Origin of the sequence: Albidovulum sp. (genome assembly GCF_041919395.1) — a bacterium.
GTDB lineage: Bacteria > Pseudomonadota > Alphaproteobacteria > Rhodobacterales > Rhodobacteraceae > Albidovulum.
Map to the genome: position 1 here is coordinate 13,034 of NZ_JAYRTX010000032.1, position 16,601 is coordinate 29,634.

General features: G+C 67.1%; 16 protein-coding genes. 7 read left to right on the top strand and 9 right to left on the bottom strand.

Going from position 1 to position 16,601, the window contains the following annotated elements:
• Nucleotides 1-54: 54 nt before the first annotated feature.
• Nucleotides 55-1,266 carry an acyl-CoA dehydrogenase gene (locus tag ACMUOO_RS07505; RefSeq protein ID WP_301920387.1) on the bottom strand — a complete coding sequence of 404 codons (1,212 nt, stop codon included), beginning with the start codon at nucleotides 1,264-1,266 and terminating at the stop codon, nucleotides 55-57.
• Between the two features lie 98 nt (nucleotides 1,267-1,364).
• On the opposite strand from ACMUOO_RS07505, the gene ACMUOO_RS07510 reads away from it, so the two are divergent.
• Together ACMUOO_RS07510 and ACMUOO_RS07515 are read left to right on the top strand one after the other, a co-directional pair.
• The gene (locus ACMUOO_RS07510; protein ID WP_301920340.1) at nucleotides 1,365-2,282 is read left to right on the top strand and encodes a LysR family transcriptional regulator; all 918 of its coding nucleotides are present in this window, start codon (nucleotides 1,365-1,367) and stop codon (nucleotides 2,280-2,282) included.
• Nucleotides 2,283-2,322: 40 nt separating this feature from the next.
• A complete protein-coding gene (locus ACMUOO_RS07515; protein ID WP_301920339.1) occupies nucleotides 2,323-3,480 on the top strand; it encodes an aminotransferase class V-fold PLP-dependent enzyme in 1,158 nt (385 codons plus the stop codon).
• Between the two features lie 13 nt (nucleotides 3,481-3,493).
• Here the strand turns inward: ACMUOO_RS07515 and ACMUOO_RS07520 are convergent, their stop codons facing one another.
• From ACMUOO_RS07520 to ACMUOO_RS07555, 8 genes are all read right to left on the bottom strand, one after another.
• A complete protein-coding gene (locus ACMUOO_RS07520) occupies nucleotides 3,494-4,237 on the bottom strand; it encodes an ABC transporter ATP-binding protein (RefSeq protein ID WP_301920338.1) in 744 nt (247 codons plus the stop codon).
• Between the two features lies 1 nt (nucleotide 4,238).
• Nucleotides 4,239-5,285, bottom strand: coding sequence for a FecCD family ABC transporter permease (locus ACMUOO_RS07525; RefSeq protein WP_301920337.1), 1,047 nt, complete (start codon nucleotides 5,283-5,285; stop codon nucleotides 4,239-4,241).
• Nucleotides 5,282-6,376: an ABC transporter substrate-binding protein gene (locus ACMUOO_RS07530; protein ID WP_301920336.1), complete on the bottom strand. Its 1,095-nt coding sequence runs from the start codon at nucleotides 6,374-6,376 to the stop codon at nucleotides 5,282-5,284. The genes ACMUOO_RS07525 and ACMUOO_RS07530 overlap by 4 nt, the downstream gene beginning before the upstream one ends.
• 131 nt (nucleotides 6,377-6,507) lie before the next feature.
• On the bottom strand, nucleotides 6,508-6,957 hold the full coding sequence (locus ACMUOO_RS07535) for a hypothetical protein (protein ID WP_301920335.1): 450 nt from the start codon (nucleotides 6,955-6,957) through the stop codon (nucleotides 6,508-6,510).
• Between the two features lie 63 nt (nucleotides 6,958-7,020).
• Nucleotides 7,021-8,151: a saccharopine dehydrogenase family protein gene (locus tag ACMUOO_RS07540; protein ID WP_301920334.1), complete on the bottom strand. Its 1,131-nt coding sequence runs from the start codon at nucleotides 8,149-8,151 to the stop codon at nucleotides 7,021-7,023.
• Nucleotides 8,152-8,186: 35 nt separating this feature from the next.
• A complete protein-coding gene (locus tag ACMUOO_RS07545; RefSeq protein WP_301920333.1) occupies nucleotides 8,187-8,840 on the bottom strand; it encodes a histidine phosphatase family protein in 654 nt (217 codons plus the stop codon).
• A 12-nt stretch (nucleotides 8,841-8,852) separates the two neighbouring features.
• Nucleotides 8,853-9,572: a response regulator transcription factor gene (locus tag ACMUOO_RS07550; RefSeq protein WP_301920332.1), complete on the bottom strand. Its 720-nt coding sequence runs from the start codon at nucleotides 9,570-9,572 to the stop codon at nucleotides 8,853-8,855.
• Nucleotides 9,569-11,509 carry a PAS-domain containing protein gene (locus tag ACMUOO_RS07555; RefSeq protein ID WP_301920331.1) on the bottom strand — a complete coding sequence of 647 codons (1,941 nt, stop codon included), beginning with the start codon at nucleotides 11,507-11,509 and terminating at the stop codon, nucleotides 9,569-9,571. The genes ACMUOO_RS07550 and ACMUOO_RS07555 overlap by 4 nt, the downstream gene beginning before the upstream one ends.
• A 213-nt stretch (nucleotides 11,510-11,722) precedes the next feature.
• On the opposite strand from ACMUOO_RS07555, the gene ACMUOO_RS07560 reads away from it, so the two are divergent.
• The 5 genes from ACMUOO_RS07560 to ACMUOO_RS07580 all read left to right on the top strand — a co-directional run.
• On the top strand, nucleotides 11,723-13,690 hold the full coding sequence (locus tag ACMUOO_RS07560; protein WP_301920330.1) for a long-chain fatty acid--CoA ligase: 1,968 nt from the start codon (nucleotides 11,723-11,725) through the stop codon (nucleotides 13,688-13,690).
• A 139-nt stretch (nucleotides 13,691-13,829) separates the two neighbouring features.
• Nucleotides 13,830-14,648, top strand: a complete 819-nt coding sequence (locus ACMUOO_RS07565) for an ABC transporter ATP-binding protein (RefSeq protein ID WP_301920329.1) — start codon at nucleotides 13,830-13,832, stop codon at nucleotides 14,646-14,648.
• 32 nt (nucleotides 14,649-14,680) lie between these two features.
• On the top strand, nucleotides 14,681-15,691 hold the full coding sequence (locus tag ACMUOO_RS07570) for a branched-chain amino acid ABC transporter permease (RefSeq protein WP_301920328.1): 1,011 nt from the start codon (nucleotides 14,681-14,683) through the stop codon (nucleotides 15,689-15,691).
• Between the two features lie 3 nt (nucleotides 15,692-15,694).
• Entirely contained in the window at nucleotides 15,695-15,946 is a 252-nt protein-coding gene (locus ACMUOO_RS07575) for a hypothetical protein (protein WP_301920327.1), read from the top strand.
• Between the two features lie 86 nt (nucleotides 15,947-16,032).
• Nucleotides 16,033-16,601, top strand: a 569-nt coding sequence (locus tag ACMUOO_RS07580) for a branched-chain amino acid ABC transporter permease (protein ID WP_413854982.1), incomplete at its 3' end; no start/stop codon positions are given.

Consider the following 16,601-nt stretch of genomic DNA (forward strand, 5'->3'; position numbering starts at 1 on the left):
GCCCTGCCGCCGGATGCCGCCGGCGGGAGTATTTTTGCCACGATGAAAGCCCGATCAGAAGAAGGCCTGAAGCCCGGTGATTGCGCGGCCGAGGATAAGGGCATGCACGTCATGAGTGCCTTCGTAGGTGTTGACGGTCTCGAGGTTGACCATGTGGCGCATCACCTGGAAATCCTCCTGGATGCCGTTGCCGCCATGCATGTCGCGCGCGGCCCTGGCGATGTCCAGCGCCTTGCCGCAGTTGTTGCGCTTGACGAGACTGATCATTTCGGGCGCCGCCTTCGCCTCGTCCATGAGCCTGCCGACGCGCAGGGATGCCTGAAGCCCGAGCGAAATCTCGGTCATCATGTCGGCAAGCTTCTTCTGGTAGAGCTGGGTCTGCGCCAGGGGCCGGTTGAACTGCTTGCGGTCGAGTCCGTATTGCCGCGCGGCGTGCCAGCAGAACTCCGCCGCCCCTAGAACGCCCCAGGAAATGCCGTAGCGTGCGCGATTGAGGCAGCCGAACGGGCCCTTGAGGCCCTCGACATTTGGCAGAAGCGCGTCTTCCCCGACCTCGACATTGTCCATCACGATCTCGCCGGTGATCGAGGCGCGCAAGCTCAGCTTGCCCCCGATCTTCGGTGCCGAAAGCCCCTTCATGCCCTTGTCGAGAACGAAGCCGCGGATCTTGCCGCCATGCGCCTCGGACTTCGCCCAGACGACGAAGACATCGGCGATGGGCGCATTCGATATCCACATCTTGGCGCCGTTCAGGACATAACCGCCCGCCGTCTTCGTCGCCCGGGTCTTCATCCCGGCCGGGTCCGACCCCGCATCGGGCTCGGTCAGGCCGAAGCAGCCAATCCACTCGCCCGAGGCAAGCTTCGGCAGGTATTTCTGCCGCTGCGCTTCCGAGCCATAAGCGTAGATCGGGTACATCACCAGGCTCGACTGTACCGACATCATGGAGCGGTAGCCCGAATCGACCCGCTCCACCTCGCGGGCGACGAGGCCATAGGCGACGTAGGAAGCACCGATGCCGCCGTACTCCTCGGGGATGGTAACGCCCAGAAGCCCCATCCCGCCCATTTCGCGGAAGATCGCGGGGTCGGTCGCTTCGTCGCGATAGGCGGCAATCACACGGGATTGAAGCTTTTCCTGCGCGTAGGCCCGCGCGCCGTCGCGCAGCATGCGCTCTTCCTCGGACAACTGGTCATCCATCCGGAAGGCATCCTCCCAGTCGAAGCGGGAAAGGTCGGGGGCGTCTTTCGGTTTCAGGGCCATGATGTCCTCCCACGGCGGATCGATGTTCCTATGCATCATGCGCGATTGAATGGGCCCCGAATAGCGCTATTCTCGCCACGGAATATGTGCAAAGGTCATATATGGCCACGCCGCGCCGCCTCTTGCCTTCGATCTCCCTCCTGACCGCGTTCGAGGCGGTGGTCCGCACGGGATCGACACTCGCCGCGGCACGCGACCTTGATCTGTCGCAGGGGGCCGTGAGCCGGCTGATCCAGGCCCTCGAAGGGCAGCTTGGCGTGCCGCTGTTCCTGCGAGAACGGCGGCGGTTGGTACCGACGGACCCGGCGCTGGCCTATGCGCGCGAGGTGGGCAAGGCGCTTGATCTCATCTCGCGCGGATCGATGCGCGTACGCTCGAACGCCGGCGGCGGGACGCTTTCGCTGGCCATCCTGCCCACCTTCGGCACCCGCTGGCTCGCGCCCCGGCTGCCGCGGTTCCTGGCCGCGCATCCGGGGATCACCATCAACCTCGGTACACGGCTGAAGCCCTTCGACTTCGCCGAAGAGGGGTTCGACGCCGCCATCCATTTCGGCGGCGACGACTGGGCGGGGGGCGGCGCGATCCGGCTCTTCGACGAACGGCTGGTCGCGTGCTGTGCCCCCTCGTTCCTGTCGGCGCAGCCGATCTCCCGTGCGCGCGACCTCGTCGGCCTGCAACTCCTCCAGCTCGAGTCACGGCCCGATGCCTGGGCGCGCTGGTTTGCCCATCACGGGGTGCCGGGGCCGGTGCCTCAGGGGATGGTCTTCGATCAGTTCGCGCCGATGATCCAGGCGGTGATCCACGGGCTCGGAGTGGCGCTACTGCCGGAGTTCCTCGCCAAGCCCGAATTGGCCGACGGGCGGTTGGTGCGGGCCTTCGGCGAGCCTGTTGCGGGGACGGAAGGCTACTACCTTGTCTGGCCGGCGACCGGCGCCTCGTATCCGCCGCTGCTCGCGTTCCGCGACTGGCTGATCGCCGAGGCCGCCGATCCGGATGGCGAGGCAATGTTGCCGCGATAGTATCGATACCGCAAGAACAGAGCCTTTCAGGGAGCATCCCGTGCCGTCCGAACTTGCCCGTCATTTCCTGCTGGACCCTGCCTTCTCCTTCCTCAACCATGGCTCGTACGGTGCCTGTCCGGGCCCGGTGATGGAGGACTACCGCCGCTGGCAGGAGCGGCTCGAACGCCAGCCCGTGGCCTTCCTGGAGCCCGCGCATCTGGCAGAACGCTTCGCCGAGGTGTGCCGGGTGCTCGGCGCCGAACTGGGTGCCGACGCGGACGATCTCGTCTGGATCACGAATGCAACGGCGGGGCTCAATGTCGTGGCGCGTTCGCTCGCCCTGAAGCCCGGCGACGAGGTGCTGACCACCGATCACGAGTATGCGGCGCTTGCGAAGACATGGGCCTTCGTCGCGGCGCGGACGGGGGCGGTGATCCGGACAGTCGACGTGCCAATGCCGCTGGCGGCGGCGAGCTTCGCAGACGCGCTCCGAACCGCGATGACCGAGAGGACGCGCGTGATATTCCTCAGTCACATAACCTCGCCCACCGCGCTTGTCTTTCCGATTGCCCCGGTGATTGCCGAGGCCCGGTCAAGGGGCATCGTGACGGTCATCGACGGCGCCCATGCGCCGGGGCAGATCCCACTCGACCTGACCTCGCTCGCCGCGGATTACTACGTCGGGAATTGCCACAAGTGGTTGTTTGCGCCCAAGGGCACGGCCTTTCTCCATGCCCGCCGGGATCGCCAGTCGGTGCTGATGCCCGCGGTCATCAGCCACGGCTGGAGCGAGGATCGCGACGCGCCCGGCCCCTTCGGCGGCACCGCCTTTCAGAATGCCTTCCGCTTCCAGGGCACGCGCGATCCTGCCGCCTGGCTCGCCGTGCCGGCCGCGCTCGGGTTCCGGGCGGAGCACGACTGGTCGACGGTCGCCGCCGCCTGCCACCGGCTGGCATGGGAGATCGCGGGCGAAGTGGCGGGTGTAACCGGCCTCGCGCCGGTCGCCACGCCGGAGACGAGCGCACCGCAAATGATCGCGCTGCCGCTGCCCATGTGCGACACGGGGGCGCTGCACCGCGAACTGCGCGCGGCCGGAGTGGAAATCCCCTGCTACCTCTGGCAGGGACGGCCCTTCACGCGGTTGTCCGTGCAGGGTTACAACGGTCCGGATGATGGTGCGCGGCTCGTCGCGGAGCTTGCGCGTCTGCTGCGGTGACTGGCCCGGCGCGTCAGGCCATCGCGTGCGGCACGACGACAAGCCCGCCGTCCCGCGCCTTCAGGAACTCCGGCGCGACGTTCCAGTGATTCTCGATGAGGCCGCCGGCGAAGGCGGCGGCCGGCGCGTCATCGCGGACCACCGCCCCCCCGGCGAGAACGAGGATGCGGTCGCAGAACCTTGCGGCCAGCGTCAGGTCGTGCAGCGCTGCGATCACCGCCATGCCGGTCTCGCGTGCATGGTCGCGGATCATGGACAGCGCGGAAAGCTGGTGGTGAAGGTCAAGCGCCGAGGTCGGTTCGTCGAGGAGGAGCAGCGCGGGGTTGCGGAACAGCCGCTGCACCAGAAGCACGCGTTGCTGCTGGCCGCCCGAAAGCGCGCTCATCGGACGGTCGGCGAGGTCGGCGAGGCCAAAGCGGTCCAAGAGCCCCCGCGCGTCGTTCCTTGCCCAAACGGGCACGCGCCAGCCGAGGTTTTCCCGCCGGCCGAGGAGGATGCAGTCCGTCACGCTGAGGGTCGAGGCGACGGAGAAGGCCTGTGGAAGGAAACCGATGGCGCGACGATGGAGCGGCTCCCCCCTCCTGCGGACCGCCACGGAGTCCTGCGAAATGCCCGCAACTGCACGGAGCAGGGTCGATTTTCCCGCGCCGTTCGGGCCCACGATTCCGGTCATCGACCCTGCCGCAAGGGTGAACGCGGTGGGCGCAAGCACCTGCACGCGGCCTCTGAACAGGGCTGGGACCTCAATGTCGAACATCTCAGATCTCCTTCTGGCGGAGGATGACTGCCATCAGCATCGGAATGCCGGCGATGGCGGTGACGATGCCCACCGGGATTGCCGCGCCCGATGACAGGAGCTTGGCGGCGACGGAGGCTATGATCAGGATCAGGGCCCCGGCCAGTGCCGCCATGGGCAGGGCGAAGCGGTGATCCTCGCCCACCGCGGCGCGCGCGGCATGGGGCGCGATCAAGCCCACGAAGCCGATGGTGCCGGTGAAGGATACCGCCGCGGCGGTCAGCGCGGCGGTGAGGAGAAGGATGCGGCGGCGCAAGGCGTGGGTGTCGAGCCCGAGGCTCTGGGCATTCGCCTCGCCCATCCTGAGCGTGGTCAACGCCCAGGTGTCGCGGGCGATGAAGGGCAGGCAGACCAGGGTTATCGCGCCCGAGACCTGCACCGTCGTCCAGTTGGCCTTGAGGAGCGAACCGAAGAGCCAGAAGACGATCTGTTGCAGGACCTCGGGCGAGGCGAGGAACTGGAGGAGCGACTGCAGCGACTGGAAGAAGAAGAGGACGGCGATCCCCGCCAGCACCATGATCTCGGGCTGGCTTCCCCGTGCGCGGGCGACGAGCCAGACGAGGAGCGTGGCGGCGAGCGTCGCCGCGAAGGCAGCCGCGGGCGTCAGGAGATGCCCGGGTAGCGGCAGGCCGAGTGCTGCGCCGAAGAGGATCGACGCGGCCGCGCCGAAGCCCGCCGCGGCCGAAAACCCGAGCGTGAAGGGCGAGGCGAGCGGGTTGGCGAGGATCGTCTGCATCATCAGCCCGGCAAGTCCGAGCGCCGCGCCGACGATCAGCGCCATCGCGGTCTGCGGCAGCCGTATCTGGAAGAGGATCGCCGCTGCCGCGCGATCCTCGCCGGCCGGCCCGGCGCGGAACGTGCGCCATATCTCCGCCGCGCCCATGCCGGACGGCCCGGTCATGAGGTCGAGAAGGCTGAGCACGGCAAGGATCAGGAGGGCGGCGACGAGCGCCACCCCCCGCCGCCCGGACTGCCGCCGCCAGGGCAGGGCCCGGTCGGCCACGCTCATTTCAGCTTCGTGACGAAAAGGCCCTCGGCCGCGATCGGCATCCAGGTCTTGTAGTACTCGGCCAGTTCGGCCGCCGGATCGACATCGGCGAAGGCATCGGGATAGAGCGCCTTGGCAATGGCCCGGGCGTAGACGAAGTCCGAGAGTGTGCGGTTGCCGCCGTGGTAGATCCCGTAGATCTCACGAGACTTCACTGCCGGCAGATCTGCCCAGCCGGGCCGCGCGGCATAGGCCGCCATCTTCGGCTGCGCGGCCTCGTCCGTCGCACCGAAGCCAAGTAGCACTGCCTCGGGCTTGTTCAGCCATTCCGATCCGGCGAGAAGGATCACATCGGGCTGCTGGGCGATGACGTATTCCGGCGAGAGCGGCCCCCAGTTCTCGATCTGGCCCTTGGCGATGTTCGTCCCGCCGACGAGGTCGATCACCCCGGCCCACATGCCCTTGCCGTAGCTGTTGCCGACCTCTGCGGGCCCCTTCTGGGCAAGTTCGACATAGATCTTCTTGCCCGAGGCCCCGGCCTTGGCGACCCGCGCGAGCGTGTCTTCGGTCTTGGCCTGATACATCGCGGCAAGCTCCTCGGCGCGTTCGGGCTCGCCCATCACGGCGCCGAGAACGCGGGTGGACAGAAGATGCCGCTCCAGTGTCTGGGCGTTGTAATCGATGGCGACGACCTTGATGCCCGCGTCCTCGATTTGCTTCACGCCCGGTTCGCCGAGCGAAGCGGTCTGCCAGCTTGAGAGGATCGCCACTTCGGGCTTCGCCGCGATGAGCGTCTCCACCGAAAAGGTGTTGTCATCGGAGTTGCCGAAATCCGGCAGGGTTTCGAGAGCAGGCAAGAGGCTGGTGTAGGCTGCCCACTGCCCCGGCCTCCAGTCGGCCCAGGGCGCGCGCGACAGGGCCACGAGCTTGTCTGCGCCCGCCGTTCCGGTCACGGCGAGGTAATCTTCGTAGTAAAAGCCGAGTGCCACGCGGTTCGGCACGTCGTCGAGGGTCACGGTCCGGCCGTCGAGGTCGGTCACGGTGATCCTGGCGAGAGCCGGGGCTGCGGTCAGCATCAGCGCGGCACATGCCGCAAGTTTCAGGGTTTTCATAGCTGTCTCCAATCTCTGGGGAACCTGCCCCCGCTTGTGCGCAGGGGCGCACTCGTTACGCATGGATCTGAATGCCGTCCGAACGGCCCGGCCCCGAGGGCGCCGGATCGGCCGCGTCGGACGTCGGCGGCTCAGGCGAGAGTGGAGAAGGGGGGCGCCCGCGCGGCGCGGCTCAGGTCGACGGTGAAGCCCGGCCAGTGGGCCGACGTCAACACCGGGCGGAACAGCGCGAAGTCGGCGCGACCGGGATCGGCAAGGGCCGCGGCTTGCACGGCGGCGAAGGCGTATCCGACCGCAAGGCACTTGCCGACTTCGTGGTTCTTCTCGGGCAGCGGCGCCCGTTCCGACATGCTGCCGTCCGGAGCGAGCCACAGGTCGCGCGGACCCTCCTCGGTGCAAAGGACGAGCCGGACGCCGTCCTCGCCGGCCACCCGCATCATCCCCTGGGGAACCACGCCGGAGAAAGCGAGCGAAAGGAGAAGGAAGAGCGACGCCATCCGTGGCCATAGAAAGTCCACCATGCCGCCGGTGTAACCGGCGGCGCGGGCGGTTCCTCGGGCCTTCGTGCACCGCAGCGTCATGTCCTCTCCCTAGCTCGCGGTTTCAGGACCGTCCTTGACTTGGCTCAAGCGTCGTCCGCCGCGTCAGGCCGTGGTGACAAGCCGCATGTGCTGCGCCTGATGCTGCGTCGCCTCCAGCCAACGCGCAACCAGACGCGGATCGCGCGGGGCGCCGTGCAGTCCGACCGGGAACTCCCGCCGCATCACGGCCTCGACGGCAAGCGCCACGGTGCCGGAGACGAGCCGTGCCATCGCCGAGCCCCGGACGTCGCCGATGGCGTCCAGCGTCCAGGTGCGGTGCCAGACGGGACGGCCCTCGCGCTCGGCCTTGAGCGAAACGCAGAGGACGACGCGGTCGGGTTCCCCTTCCGCCAGCGGGTATTTCGCCCAAAGGTCATCGGCGAGGGCCTGAAGCGCATGTGGCGAGGGACCGGCCGCGAGGGTCTCGAAGACGGGTGCCCAGGCCTCGGCCCAGCCGTTCAGGCGGAGCGTGCCGCGGACGAGTTCCTTCACCTTCCAGCCAGGTTCGAACCCGTATTCGGCGAGGTAGGGTACGGAATCGCGATTGGGGTAGACCTCGAAGGTCTCGGGCACGCGCAGCGGCGCGATGTAGCTGCGCACCGCATCCCAGGGATGGGCCACGCGCAACTCCGAATAGTCGCGGATCGACCGGGCCGGGGACTGGAGCGCCTTGAGGACTCCCAGCGGCGACCAGGAGAACTTGTAGCGGAAGGCATTCGGCACTGCCGGCACGCCGCCGCAGTAGGACGTGAACGACAGGACGTTGTCGCGGTGGAAGGCAGGCGAGGCGCGGTAGGCCGCGATCAGGTCATGCGCCATGACATGATCGATGCCGGGATCGAGGCCGACCTCGGTAACCAGTGCGACGCCTGCCTCCCGCGCGGGGGCGTCGAGCGCGCGAATTTCGTCGGTCGTGTAACTCGACGCGATGAAATGTGCGCCATGCTTGACGCAGAGCCGCGCAATGGCTGCGTGCAGGTGCGCGGGCAGCATGGAGACCACGATATCGCCCGGCGCGACCGCGGCATCGAAGGCCGGGGGCTCCATCGCGCGGATGTCATCGGTGATCTCGCCCACGGCCGCCACCGCCTGGTCCACCGGCAGGTTCCAGACCGTCACGGGATGGCCTTCGAGGATCAGCCGGCGCAGGCCGGGAACGGAGGAGAGGCCCGTGCCGCACCAGTGGATCCGCATGGCTTGCTCCCTTCTTGGGACGGGCCGGGCCCGCCTCAGTAATGCGTCCGCGCTGCGTGGCGGTCGGGGTGGTCGAGGTGCGGCGTGGCACCGAACTGCGTGAGGTGCAACCCGTCGCCGTCGATCGCGAAGCGGTGGACGGAGGTGTTGAGGATACGAAGGAACATCCGCGCCTTCACCACCGTCTCCAGCCCCAGCGCCAGTGCGCAGAGCGTGGCGATGACGCCGGTCGAGGTGACCAGAACCACGCCCGGCCCTTCGGCCGCAGCATCGTGAATGGAGTCGAGCACACGGTCGCGGAAGGCGTCGTAGCTCTCGTGATCGGGGCCGGCGTGGCCCGCCCGCCAGAGTTCCAGCACCCGCGGCACATGGGCGGCGAAGCTCGCCGCGTCGGTCGGAAAGGGGATGCCGTCGCGCGTTTCGAGTGCACGGGACAGGCGGAAATAGTCAAGCTCGTTCAGCCGCGGGTCGCGCCGGTGCGGCCGGCCGCCGCGATTTACGAGCGCGGCCGTATCTTCCTGCCGGCGGAGCGTGCCCGAGATGACGCGGTCGAAGCCGCCGACGGCCATGAGGTGATCGGCAAGCCATTCTGCCTGGCGGCGACCGAGGTCCGAGAGGCGGTCGTAGTCTTCCTCGGTGCGCGCGCCGGTGTTGGCCTGGCCGTGACGGATGAGCATGACTTCGGACATGCGCCCCTTTTGTCACCCCCAGCGCACGTCGCCAAGAAAGATGTAGCCCGCGCCGTAGATCGTCTTGATCAGGCGCGGGTTCTTGGGATCCTCGCCGAGTTTGGTCCTGAGCCGCGAGATGCGCACATCCATGGCCCGGTCGAAGCTTTCGCCCGCCGCGCCGCCAAGGATTTCCTGCATCTGCGTGCGCGAGATGAGCCGCTTGGGGCTTTCGAGGAAGAGCCGGAGAACCTCGCCCTCCGCATGGCTGAAGGTTACTTCCTCACCGGCCTCGCTGGCCAGCAGGTAGCGGTCGAAATGAGCCGTCCAGCCCGCGAAGTGCGCGACCGTCGCGATGCGGTCGGTGTCGGAGCGGCCCTTCCTCAGGCGGGCGCGGATGCGGGCGACGACCTCGGCTGGGTCGAAAGGCTTTATGATGTAGTCGTCGGCGCCCAATTCCAGCCCCGTCACCCGGTCCTGCACCTGCGCGCGACCCGAGATGATGATGATTGCCGCCCCCGATTCCAGGGCAAGCCGGTGGACGAGTGCCAGCCCGTCGCGGTCCGGCAGGCCGAGATCCACGAGGCAGACATCTGGCGCCGTGCGCTTCAGCGCCGCCTCGAACTCGGTCGCGCGCGAAAAGGTCGAGGTGCGAAACCCCGCCTCCTCCAGCGCGTCCGCGAGCATCCGGCGAATCTCCGGCTCGTCGTCGAGGATCGCGACATGCGGGCGGGCGTCTCGGACGGGCGTCATGCGGCCCTCCGGCGCGACAGGGCCGCGGCGAGGTCGCCGACCGAGAAGGGCTTCGACAGGACCGGGATTGTCCCGGCGCGGGCGCGCTGGGCGTCACCGTGCGGCAACGAAGTCATCAGGATGATCCTCGCCGGATGGCCGCGCGCGGCGAGCGCCGCGACGAGGTCGATTCCGGTCATGGATCCGGGAAGACCGATGTCGGACAGGATGAGGTCGAGCCCCGGCAGATCGCAAAGCTCCATCGCTTCGTCGGCGCTCGCCGCCTCGATCACGTTATGTCCGAGCGCGCGCAGCATCCCGCGCACGTCGGCGCGAATCTCCTCGCGGTCCTCCACCAGCAGGACGAGAAGCGGCTCTGCGGGCTCCGCACCTGCGGCCGGGCGGAAAGGCAGCCGCAGCGTGACCGTCGCGCCGCCTTCGGGCCGGTTGGCGAGCTTCACCGTACCCCCCGACAGCTTGGTGTGGTCGTACACCATCGACAGCCCGAGGCCCGACCCGTCGCCCCCCTTGGTGGTGAAGAACGGGTCGAGCCCGCGTGCAAGCGCTTCGGCCGAGAAGCCCGGCCCGGTATCCGCCACCGAGATCTCCAGCCAGGTGTCGCGCAGTCGACGTGCGGCAACGGTAATTCGCCCCGTCCCGGCCTTGCCTGCCACGATCGCGTCGCGCGCGTTCAGGATGAGGTTCAGCAATGAATCCTGCAGCGAGCCGGCATCGAGCATCACCGGCCCGCCCATATCTGCCACGAGAAGGTCGAGCCCGATGCCGTCGGGCAAGGAGGGCCGCGCCATGATCTGAAGGTCCGCCAGAAGAGCGGGCAGATCGGTGGGCAGCGGCCTCACCTCGCGCGGGCCGGAGATCGCCGCGATCCGGTCGAGAAGATGGCCGCCCCGCCGCGCCGCCGCGAGAGTCGACCGAGCCAGCGCAGCCGCATCCGCGGGCAGGCCCGGCAGCCGTTCGAGCCGCCCCTGAAGTCCGAGGATGATGGTGAGGAGATTGGCGAAGTCATGCGCGAGGCCCGAGGTCAGCTGCGCCGCGAGCTCGCGCTTCGCGGTCTGCGTCAACGCTGCGCGGGCTTGCGCCTCCTCGGTTACGTCCATCGACAGCGCGTAGACCCCCTGCGCACCGCCAGCCGGCCCCTGGTCGGGGGTGAGCGCGATGCGGATCCGCCGCCCCGAGGGTTCGTGCGTGATCTCGAATACATTCGCCTCTCCCGCAATCGCGCGGCGGAGTCCGGGCTCGATCCTGGCGAAGGTGGCCGGCCCCAGCACCTCCTCGACGGAGCGACCCACGATATCGGAAGGGCTGCCCGGCATCACCGCCGAAAGGCGCCTGTTCGAGTATGTGTAGACCGAGTCGTGGCCCACATGGGCGATGTGCGCCGGCATCATCTCTGTCACGAGCCGGGTGCGCGCCTCCATCTCGGTCAACTCGCGCTTGGCCTCCTCCAGCGCGGCGTTCGTCGCGGCAAGCGCCCGGTTGGCCTGGGCGAGCCGTTCGGTTCGGTTCAGCACTTCCTCGGACAGTTCCGCCGAGCGCCCGCGCAGCAGTTCCTCTTGCGCCTTGATTCCGGTGATGTCGGTATAGACGGTAACCCAGCCCCCCTGCGGCAGCGGGGAGCCTTCGACCGAGATCGTGCGACCATCGGGCCGGCGCCGCTCCATGTAGTGCGGCACGAAGGCACGGGCCTGTTCGACGCGGATGCGAACCGCCTCCTCGGGGTCGGCGACTTCGCCGTATTCGCCGCGCAGGACGAGGTGGCGGATCGTCTCCTCGAACGAGGTGCCCGGTCGGGTGAGGGCGTCGGGCAGGTCGAACATGACCTGGTACTGGCGGTTCGAAACTGCCAACCTGAGGCCGCTGTCGAAGATCGACAGTGCCTGCTGAATGAGGTTCAGCCCGGCTTGCGTCAGCTTCGTGCGCGGATCCTCGCGGTCCATCTCCCCTCCGTCGACCTATCGCTAGCACCGCCGGCGGGGCGGGCGGAAGGGGCAAGGTCTGTCTGTTACAATTCGTAACGTTTGCGCAAAAGTCAGGAAATCTTTGACGCCCAGCCTCCGACCCGGAAGTCTGACGGCAGGGGCGGAATCGCCGCTCGGGCGAATGCGCCGAAAGTCCGGCGCACGGGGAGAAGCTGGGGGAGACGCGCTTCGGTGGCCACGACAGCGAGCAAGCCTGAGTTGCAGTCCATTCCCGCGCTCCTGGCGCGCAACGCGCGCGACCTCGGCACGCTTCCCGCCTATCGCGAAAAGGAATACGGCATCTGGCAGAGCTGGACCTGGGCCGAGACGGCGGACGAGGTCCGCGCGCTGGCGCTCGGCCTGATGTCGCTCGGCATCGCGCGCGGGGATCATGTCGCCATCATCGGCCGCAACCGGCCCGCGCTCTACTGGTCGATGGTGGCGGCCCAGATGTGCGGCGCCGTGCCGGTCCCGCTCTACCAGGACGCGGTCGCCGACGAGATGGCCTATGTCCTCGATCATTGCGGTGCGCGCTACGTCATCTGCGGCGATCAGGAGCAGGTGGACAAGGTCCTGGAGGTGCAGGACCGCGTGACCGGGATCGAGCAGATTGCCTACCTCGACAAGCGGGGCATGCGGAAGTACGACCACGGTCACATGAACGCGCTCGCCGACATTGCCGCGGAGGGGCGTGCGGCGCATCAGCGGTTCGATGCCGAACTGGATGCCCGCATTGCGGAACTGACCTACGACCATGTCTGCGTCATGCTCTATACCTCGGGCACGACGGGCAAGCCCAAGGGCGTCGTGCTGTCGAACCGGAACATCATAGAGACCTCGCGGAACTCGGCCGAGTTCGACAGCCTCGGCCGCGACGACGACGTGCTTGCCTATCTGCCGATGGCCTGGGTCGGCGACTTCATCTTCTCGGTCGGGCAGGCGATGTGGACCGGGTTCACCGTCAACTGCCCCGAAAGCGCCGCCACGATGATGACCGACCTGCGCGAGATCGGGCCGACCTATTTCTTCGCGCCGCCCCGGGTGTTCGAGGGCCAGCTGACCAACGTCATGATCCGGATGGAGGATGCGGGGCGGCTGAAGAAGCGGATGTTCGACCACTTCATGGAGGTTGCCCGCCGCGTCGGTCCCGCGATCCTCGACGGCAAGCCGGTGTCGGCGATCGACCGCCTGCGCTACGGGGCCGGCAACCTCCTCGTCTACGGGCCGCTGAAGAACACGCTCGGTTTTTCCCGCGTGCGCGTCGGCTATACTGCCGGCGAGGCGATCGGGCCCGAGATCTTCGACTTCTACCGCTCGCTCGGCATCAACCTTAAGCAACTCTACGGCCAGACCGAGGCCTCGGTCTTCATCACCCAGCAGCCCGACGGGGAGGTGCGCTCGGATACCGTCGGCGTTCCTTCGCCTGGGGTGGAGGTGCGCATAGGCGACACCGGCGAGGTCTTCTACCGTTCGCCGGGCACCTTCGTCGAATATTACAGGAACCCCGAATCCACCGCCTCCACCAAGGACGCCGAGGGCTGGGTGGCCACGGGCGACGCCGGCTTCTTCGAGGAGGTCAGCGGGCATCTCAGGATCATCGACCGCGCCAAGGACGTGGGCAAGATGGCCGATGGCCGGCTCTTTGCCCCGAAGTATGTCGAGAACAAGCTGAAGTTCTACCCGAACATCCTTGAAGCGGTCGTCTTCGGCGCGGGGCGGTCGATGTGCACCGCCTTCATCAACATCGACCTGAACGCGGTCGGCAACTGGGCCGAGCGCAACAACATAGCCTACGCGAGCTACCAGGAACTGAGCCAGCATCCGAAGGTCGGCGAGATGATCGAGGCCCATGTGGAGGAGGTGAACCGTTCGGTCGCCGCCGACCCGATGCTCTCGGGCTGCCAGGTTCACCGCTTCCTGATCCTGCACAAGGAACTCGACGCCGACGACGGTGAACTGACGCGCACCCGCAAGGTCCGCCGCACCATCATCGCCGAGAAGTTCGCCGACCTGATCGACGCGCTCTACAGCGGCAGGAACGAGATCTACACCGAGACCGAAGTCACCTACGAAGACGGGCGCAAGGGCAGGATCAAAGCCACGCTGCGTATCCGCGACGCGAAGGTCATGGCGGCGCAGGAAAGGATGGCGGCGGAATGACTGCCGTGGTCGCCCTCCACCCCTCTCACCTCCCCGCAAGGGGGAGGGGAAGCGCAAAGCGCCGTCGCCCCGCGACACCCTCCCCCTTGTGGGGGAGTGTGGGTTGGGGGGCGGTCCCGGCCTTGCGGGAGGCACGGCCATGAAGGATACCGCCGACACCGACACCACCCCTGACGGCCGCAAGATCGGCGGCGTCCTGATGGAGATGAAGAACATTACGCTCCGCTTCGGCGGGGTGAAGGCGATCACCGACATCTCCTTCGACATCCGCGACGGCGAGATCCGCGCGATCATCGGGCCGAACGGGGCGGGCAAGTCCTCGATGCTGAATGTCATTTCCGGTTTCTACGTCCCGCAGGAAGGCGAGGTCTGGTTCAAGGGTGTCCGGCGGGGGCCGATGCGGCCCTATCAGGTGGCCCGCCTCGGCATCGCGCGGACCTTCCAGAACATCGCGCTCTTCGACGGGATGAGCGTTCTCGACAACATCATGACGGGACGGCTCACGCTGATGAAGTCCGGGGTTCTTTCCCAGGCGCTCTGGTGGGGCCCGGCGGAAAGGGAGGAGACTCATCACCGCGAGAAGGTCGAGAAGATCATCGACTTTCTTGAAATCCAGAACATCCGCAAGACGCCGGTCGGCCGGCTCCCTTACGGACTGAAGAAGCGGGTGGAGCTGGCGCGCGCGCTGGCCGCCGAACCGAAGCTTCTCCTTCTCGACGAGCCGATGGCAGGCATGAACGTCGAGGAAAAGGAGGACATGAGCCGTTTCATCCTCGACGTGAACGACGAGTTCGGAACCACGATCGTGCTCATCGAACACGACATGGGCGTGGTCATGGACCTTTCCGACCGGGTCGTCGTCATGGACTACGGCAAGAAGATCGGCGACGGCACGCCCGACGAGGTGCGGAACAACCCCGACGTGATCAGCGCCTATCTGGGGGTCGCGCATGACTGACCGGACCGAAATACGCCGGAGGAAGAAACGCCATGCCTGACCAGCTTCTCTACGCGATGGAGGCAGGGTTGAACGGCCTCATGGCCGGGGTGATGTATTCTCTCGTCGCGCTCGGCTTCGTGCTCATCTTCAAGGCCAGCGGAATCTTCAACTATGCTCAGGGTGTGCTCGCACTCTTCGCCGCGCTGACGCTCGTCGGGTTCCAGGAAGGGCAGTTGCCCTTCGCGCACCTGATCAACACCGTCTTCGGCACCGACCTGCACCACTTCGGCTGGCGCCTGCCCGCCATCGTCGCCATCGCGCTCGCCGCCGGAGTAATGGTCCTCCTTGCGATCGTCATCGAGCGCTATGTTCTCAAGCACCTCGTGAACCAGCCGCCGATCATCCTCTTCATGGCGACGATCGGCATGGCCTACTTCCTCGAAGGGCTTGGCGACATAATGTGGGGCGCCGACATCAAGACGCTCGACGTGGGCCTTCCGCAGGGTATCAACGAAACGGTGGAAAGCGTCACCGGAAGCCTTCTCGGCTACGGCTTCTTCATCGACAACCTCGACATCGTGGCCTCGGTCGTCGCGGCGCTCCTTGTCCTCACGCTCACGCTCTTCTCGCAGTATTCCAAGCAGGGACGGGCGCTCCGCGCGGTGGCCGACGATCACCAGGCTGCGCTCTCGGTCGGAATCTCGCTCCGTTTCATCTGGGTGCTGGTCTGGTCGATCGCGGGCTTCGTGGCGCTCGTCGCCGGGATCATGTGGGGATCGAAGTCGGGCGTGCAGTTCTCGCTGTCGCTGATCGCGCTCAAGGCGTTGCCGGTCCTCATGCTCGGCGGCTTCACCTCGATCCCCGGCGCCATCGTCGGCGGGCTCATCATCGGTATGGGCGAGAAGCTCTTCGAGTTCACTGTCAGCTCGTCGTGGTTTGGCGACATTTTCGGCTTCACGCTCGGCGCCACCGAAAACTGGTTCGCCTATGTCCTTGCCCTTCTCTTCCTCGTCTTCCGGCCGCAAGGTCTCTTCGGTGAACGCATCATCGAGAGGGTTTGAGACATGCCGAAACTGATCGCCATCCTGAACGTCATCGCCTGGGCCGGTTTCTGGGCCTTCGGCTACGTCGCACTGACCGGCGCCCCGACCGATGGTCCGCATGTCACCATCGCGCTCGTCCTCGCGGCCCTCGGCGGCGCGGTGGGAATCGTCGCCTGGCTCTGGCTCGTCCGCCATTCCGAGGCGACGGGCTACGCGAAGCGCTCCAACCAGGTCGCGCGCGAACACCAGCGCACGTCGGAGGGGCAGGGATGATTGCGCCGGGGCCCCGCCGTTTCGGGAATACCGCCGGGGTGCGGGGGTGGAACCCCCGGCCTGACCGGAAAGTGGAGGGCTGAGACGTGTTCTACCGCGAGGCAGGCGATTTCAAGACGACCTACCGGGACGACAGCCAGACTTTCCCGATCAGGTTCGACCGCTGGCGCTACTACGCCGTCGTCGCCGTGGCCTTCGGGGTTGTGCCGTTCCTGATCAACGACTACTGGGCAAACGCCGTCCTCGTGCCCTTCCTGATCTATGCGATCGCCGCGATCGGGCTCAACATCCTCACGGGCTACTGTGGCCAGGTCTCGCTCGGCACCGGGGGGTTCATGGCCGTGGGCGCCTATGCCTGCTACAAGCTGATGACCGCCTTCCCCGAGGTCTCGATCCTGATCCATGTGCTTCTTGCGGGCGGGATCACCGCCGGGGTGGGGGTGCTCTTCGGCTTGCCGTCGCTCCGGATCAAGGGCTTCTACCTCGCGGTCGCCACTCTTGCCGCGCAGTTCTTCCTCGTCTGGCTCTTCAACAAGGTCCCGTGGTTCTACAACTACTCGGCCTCGGGCCAGATCTCGGCGCCGGAACGCACGTTTCTCGGTCATGCGGTGACGGGCGCGAACACCACGGCCTCGTCGAAGTACCTCTTCTGCCT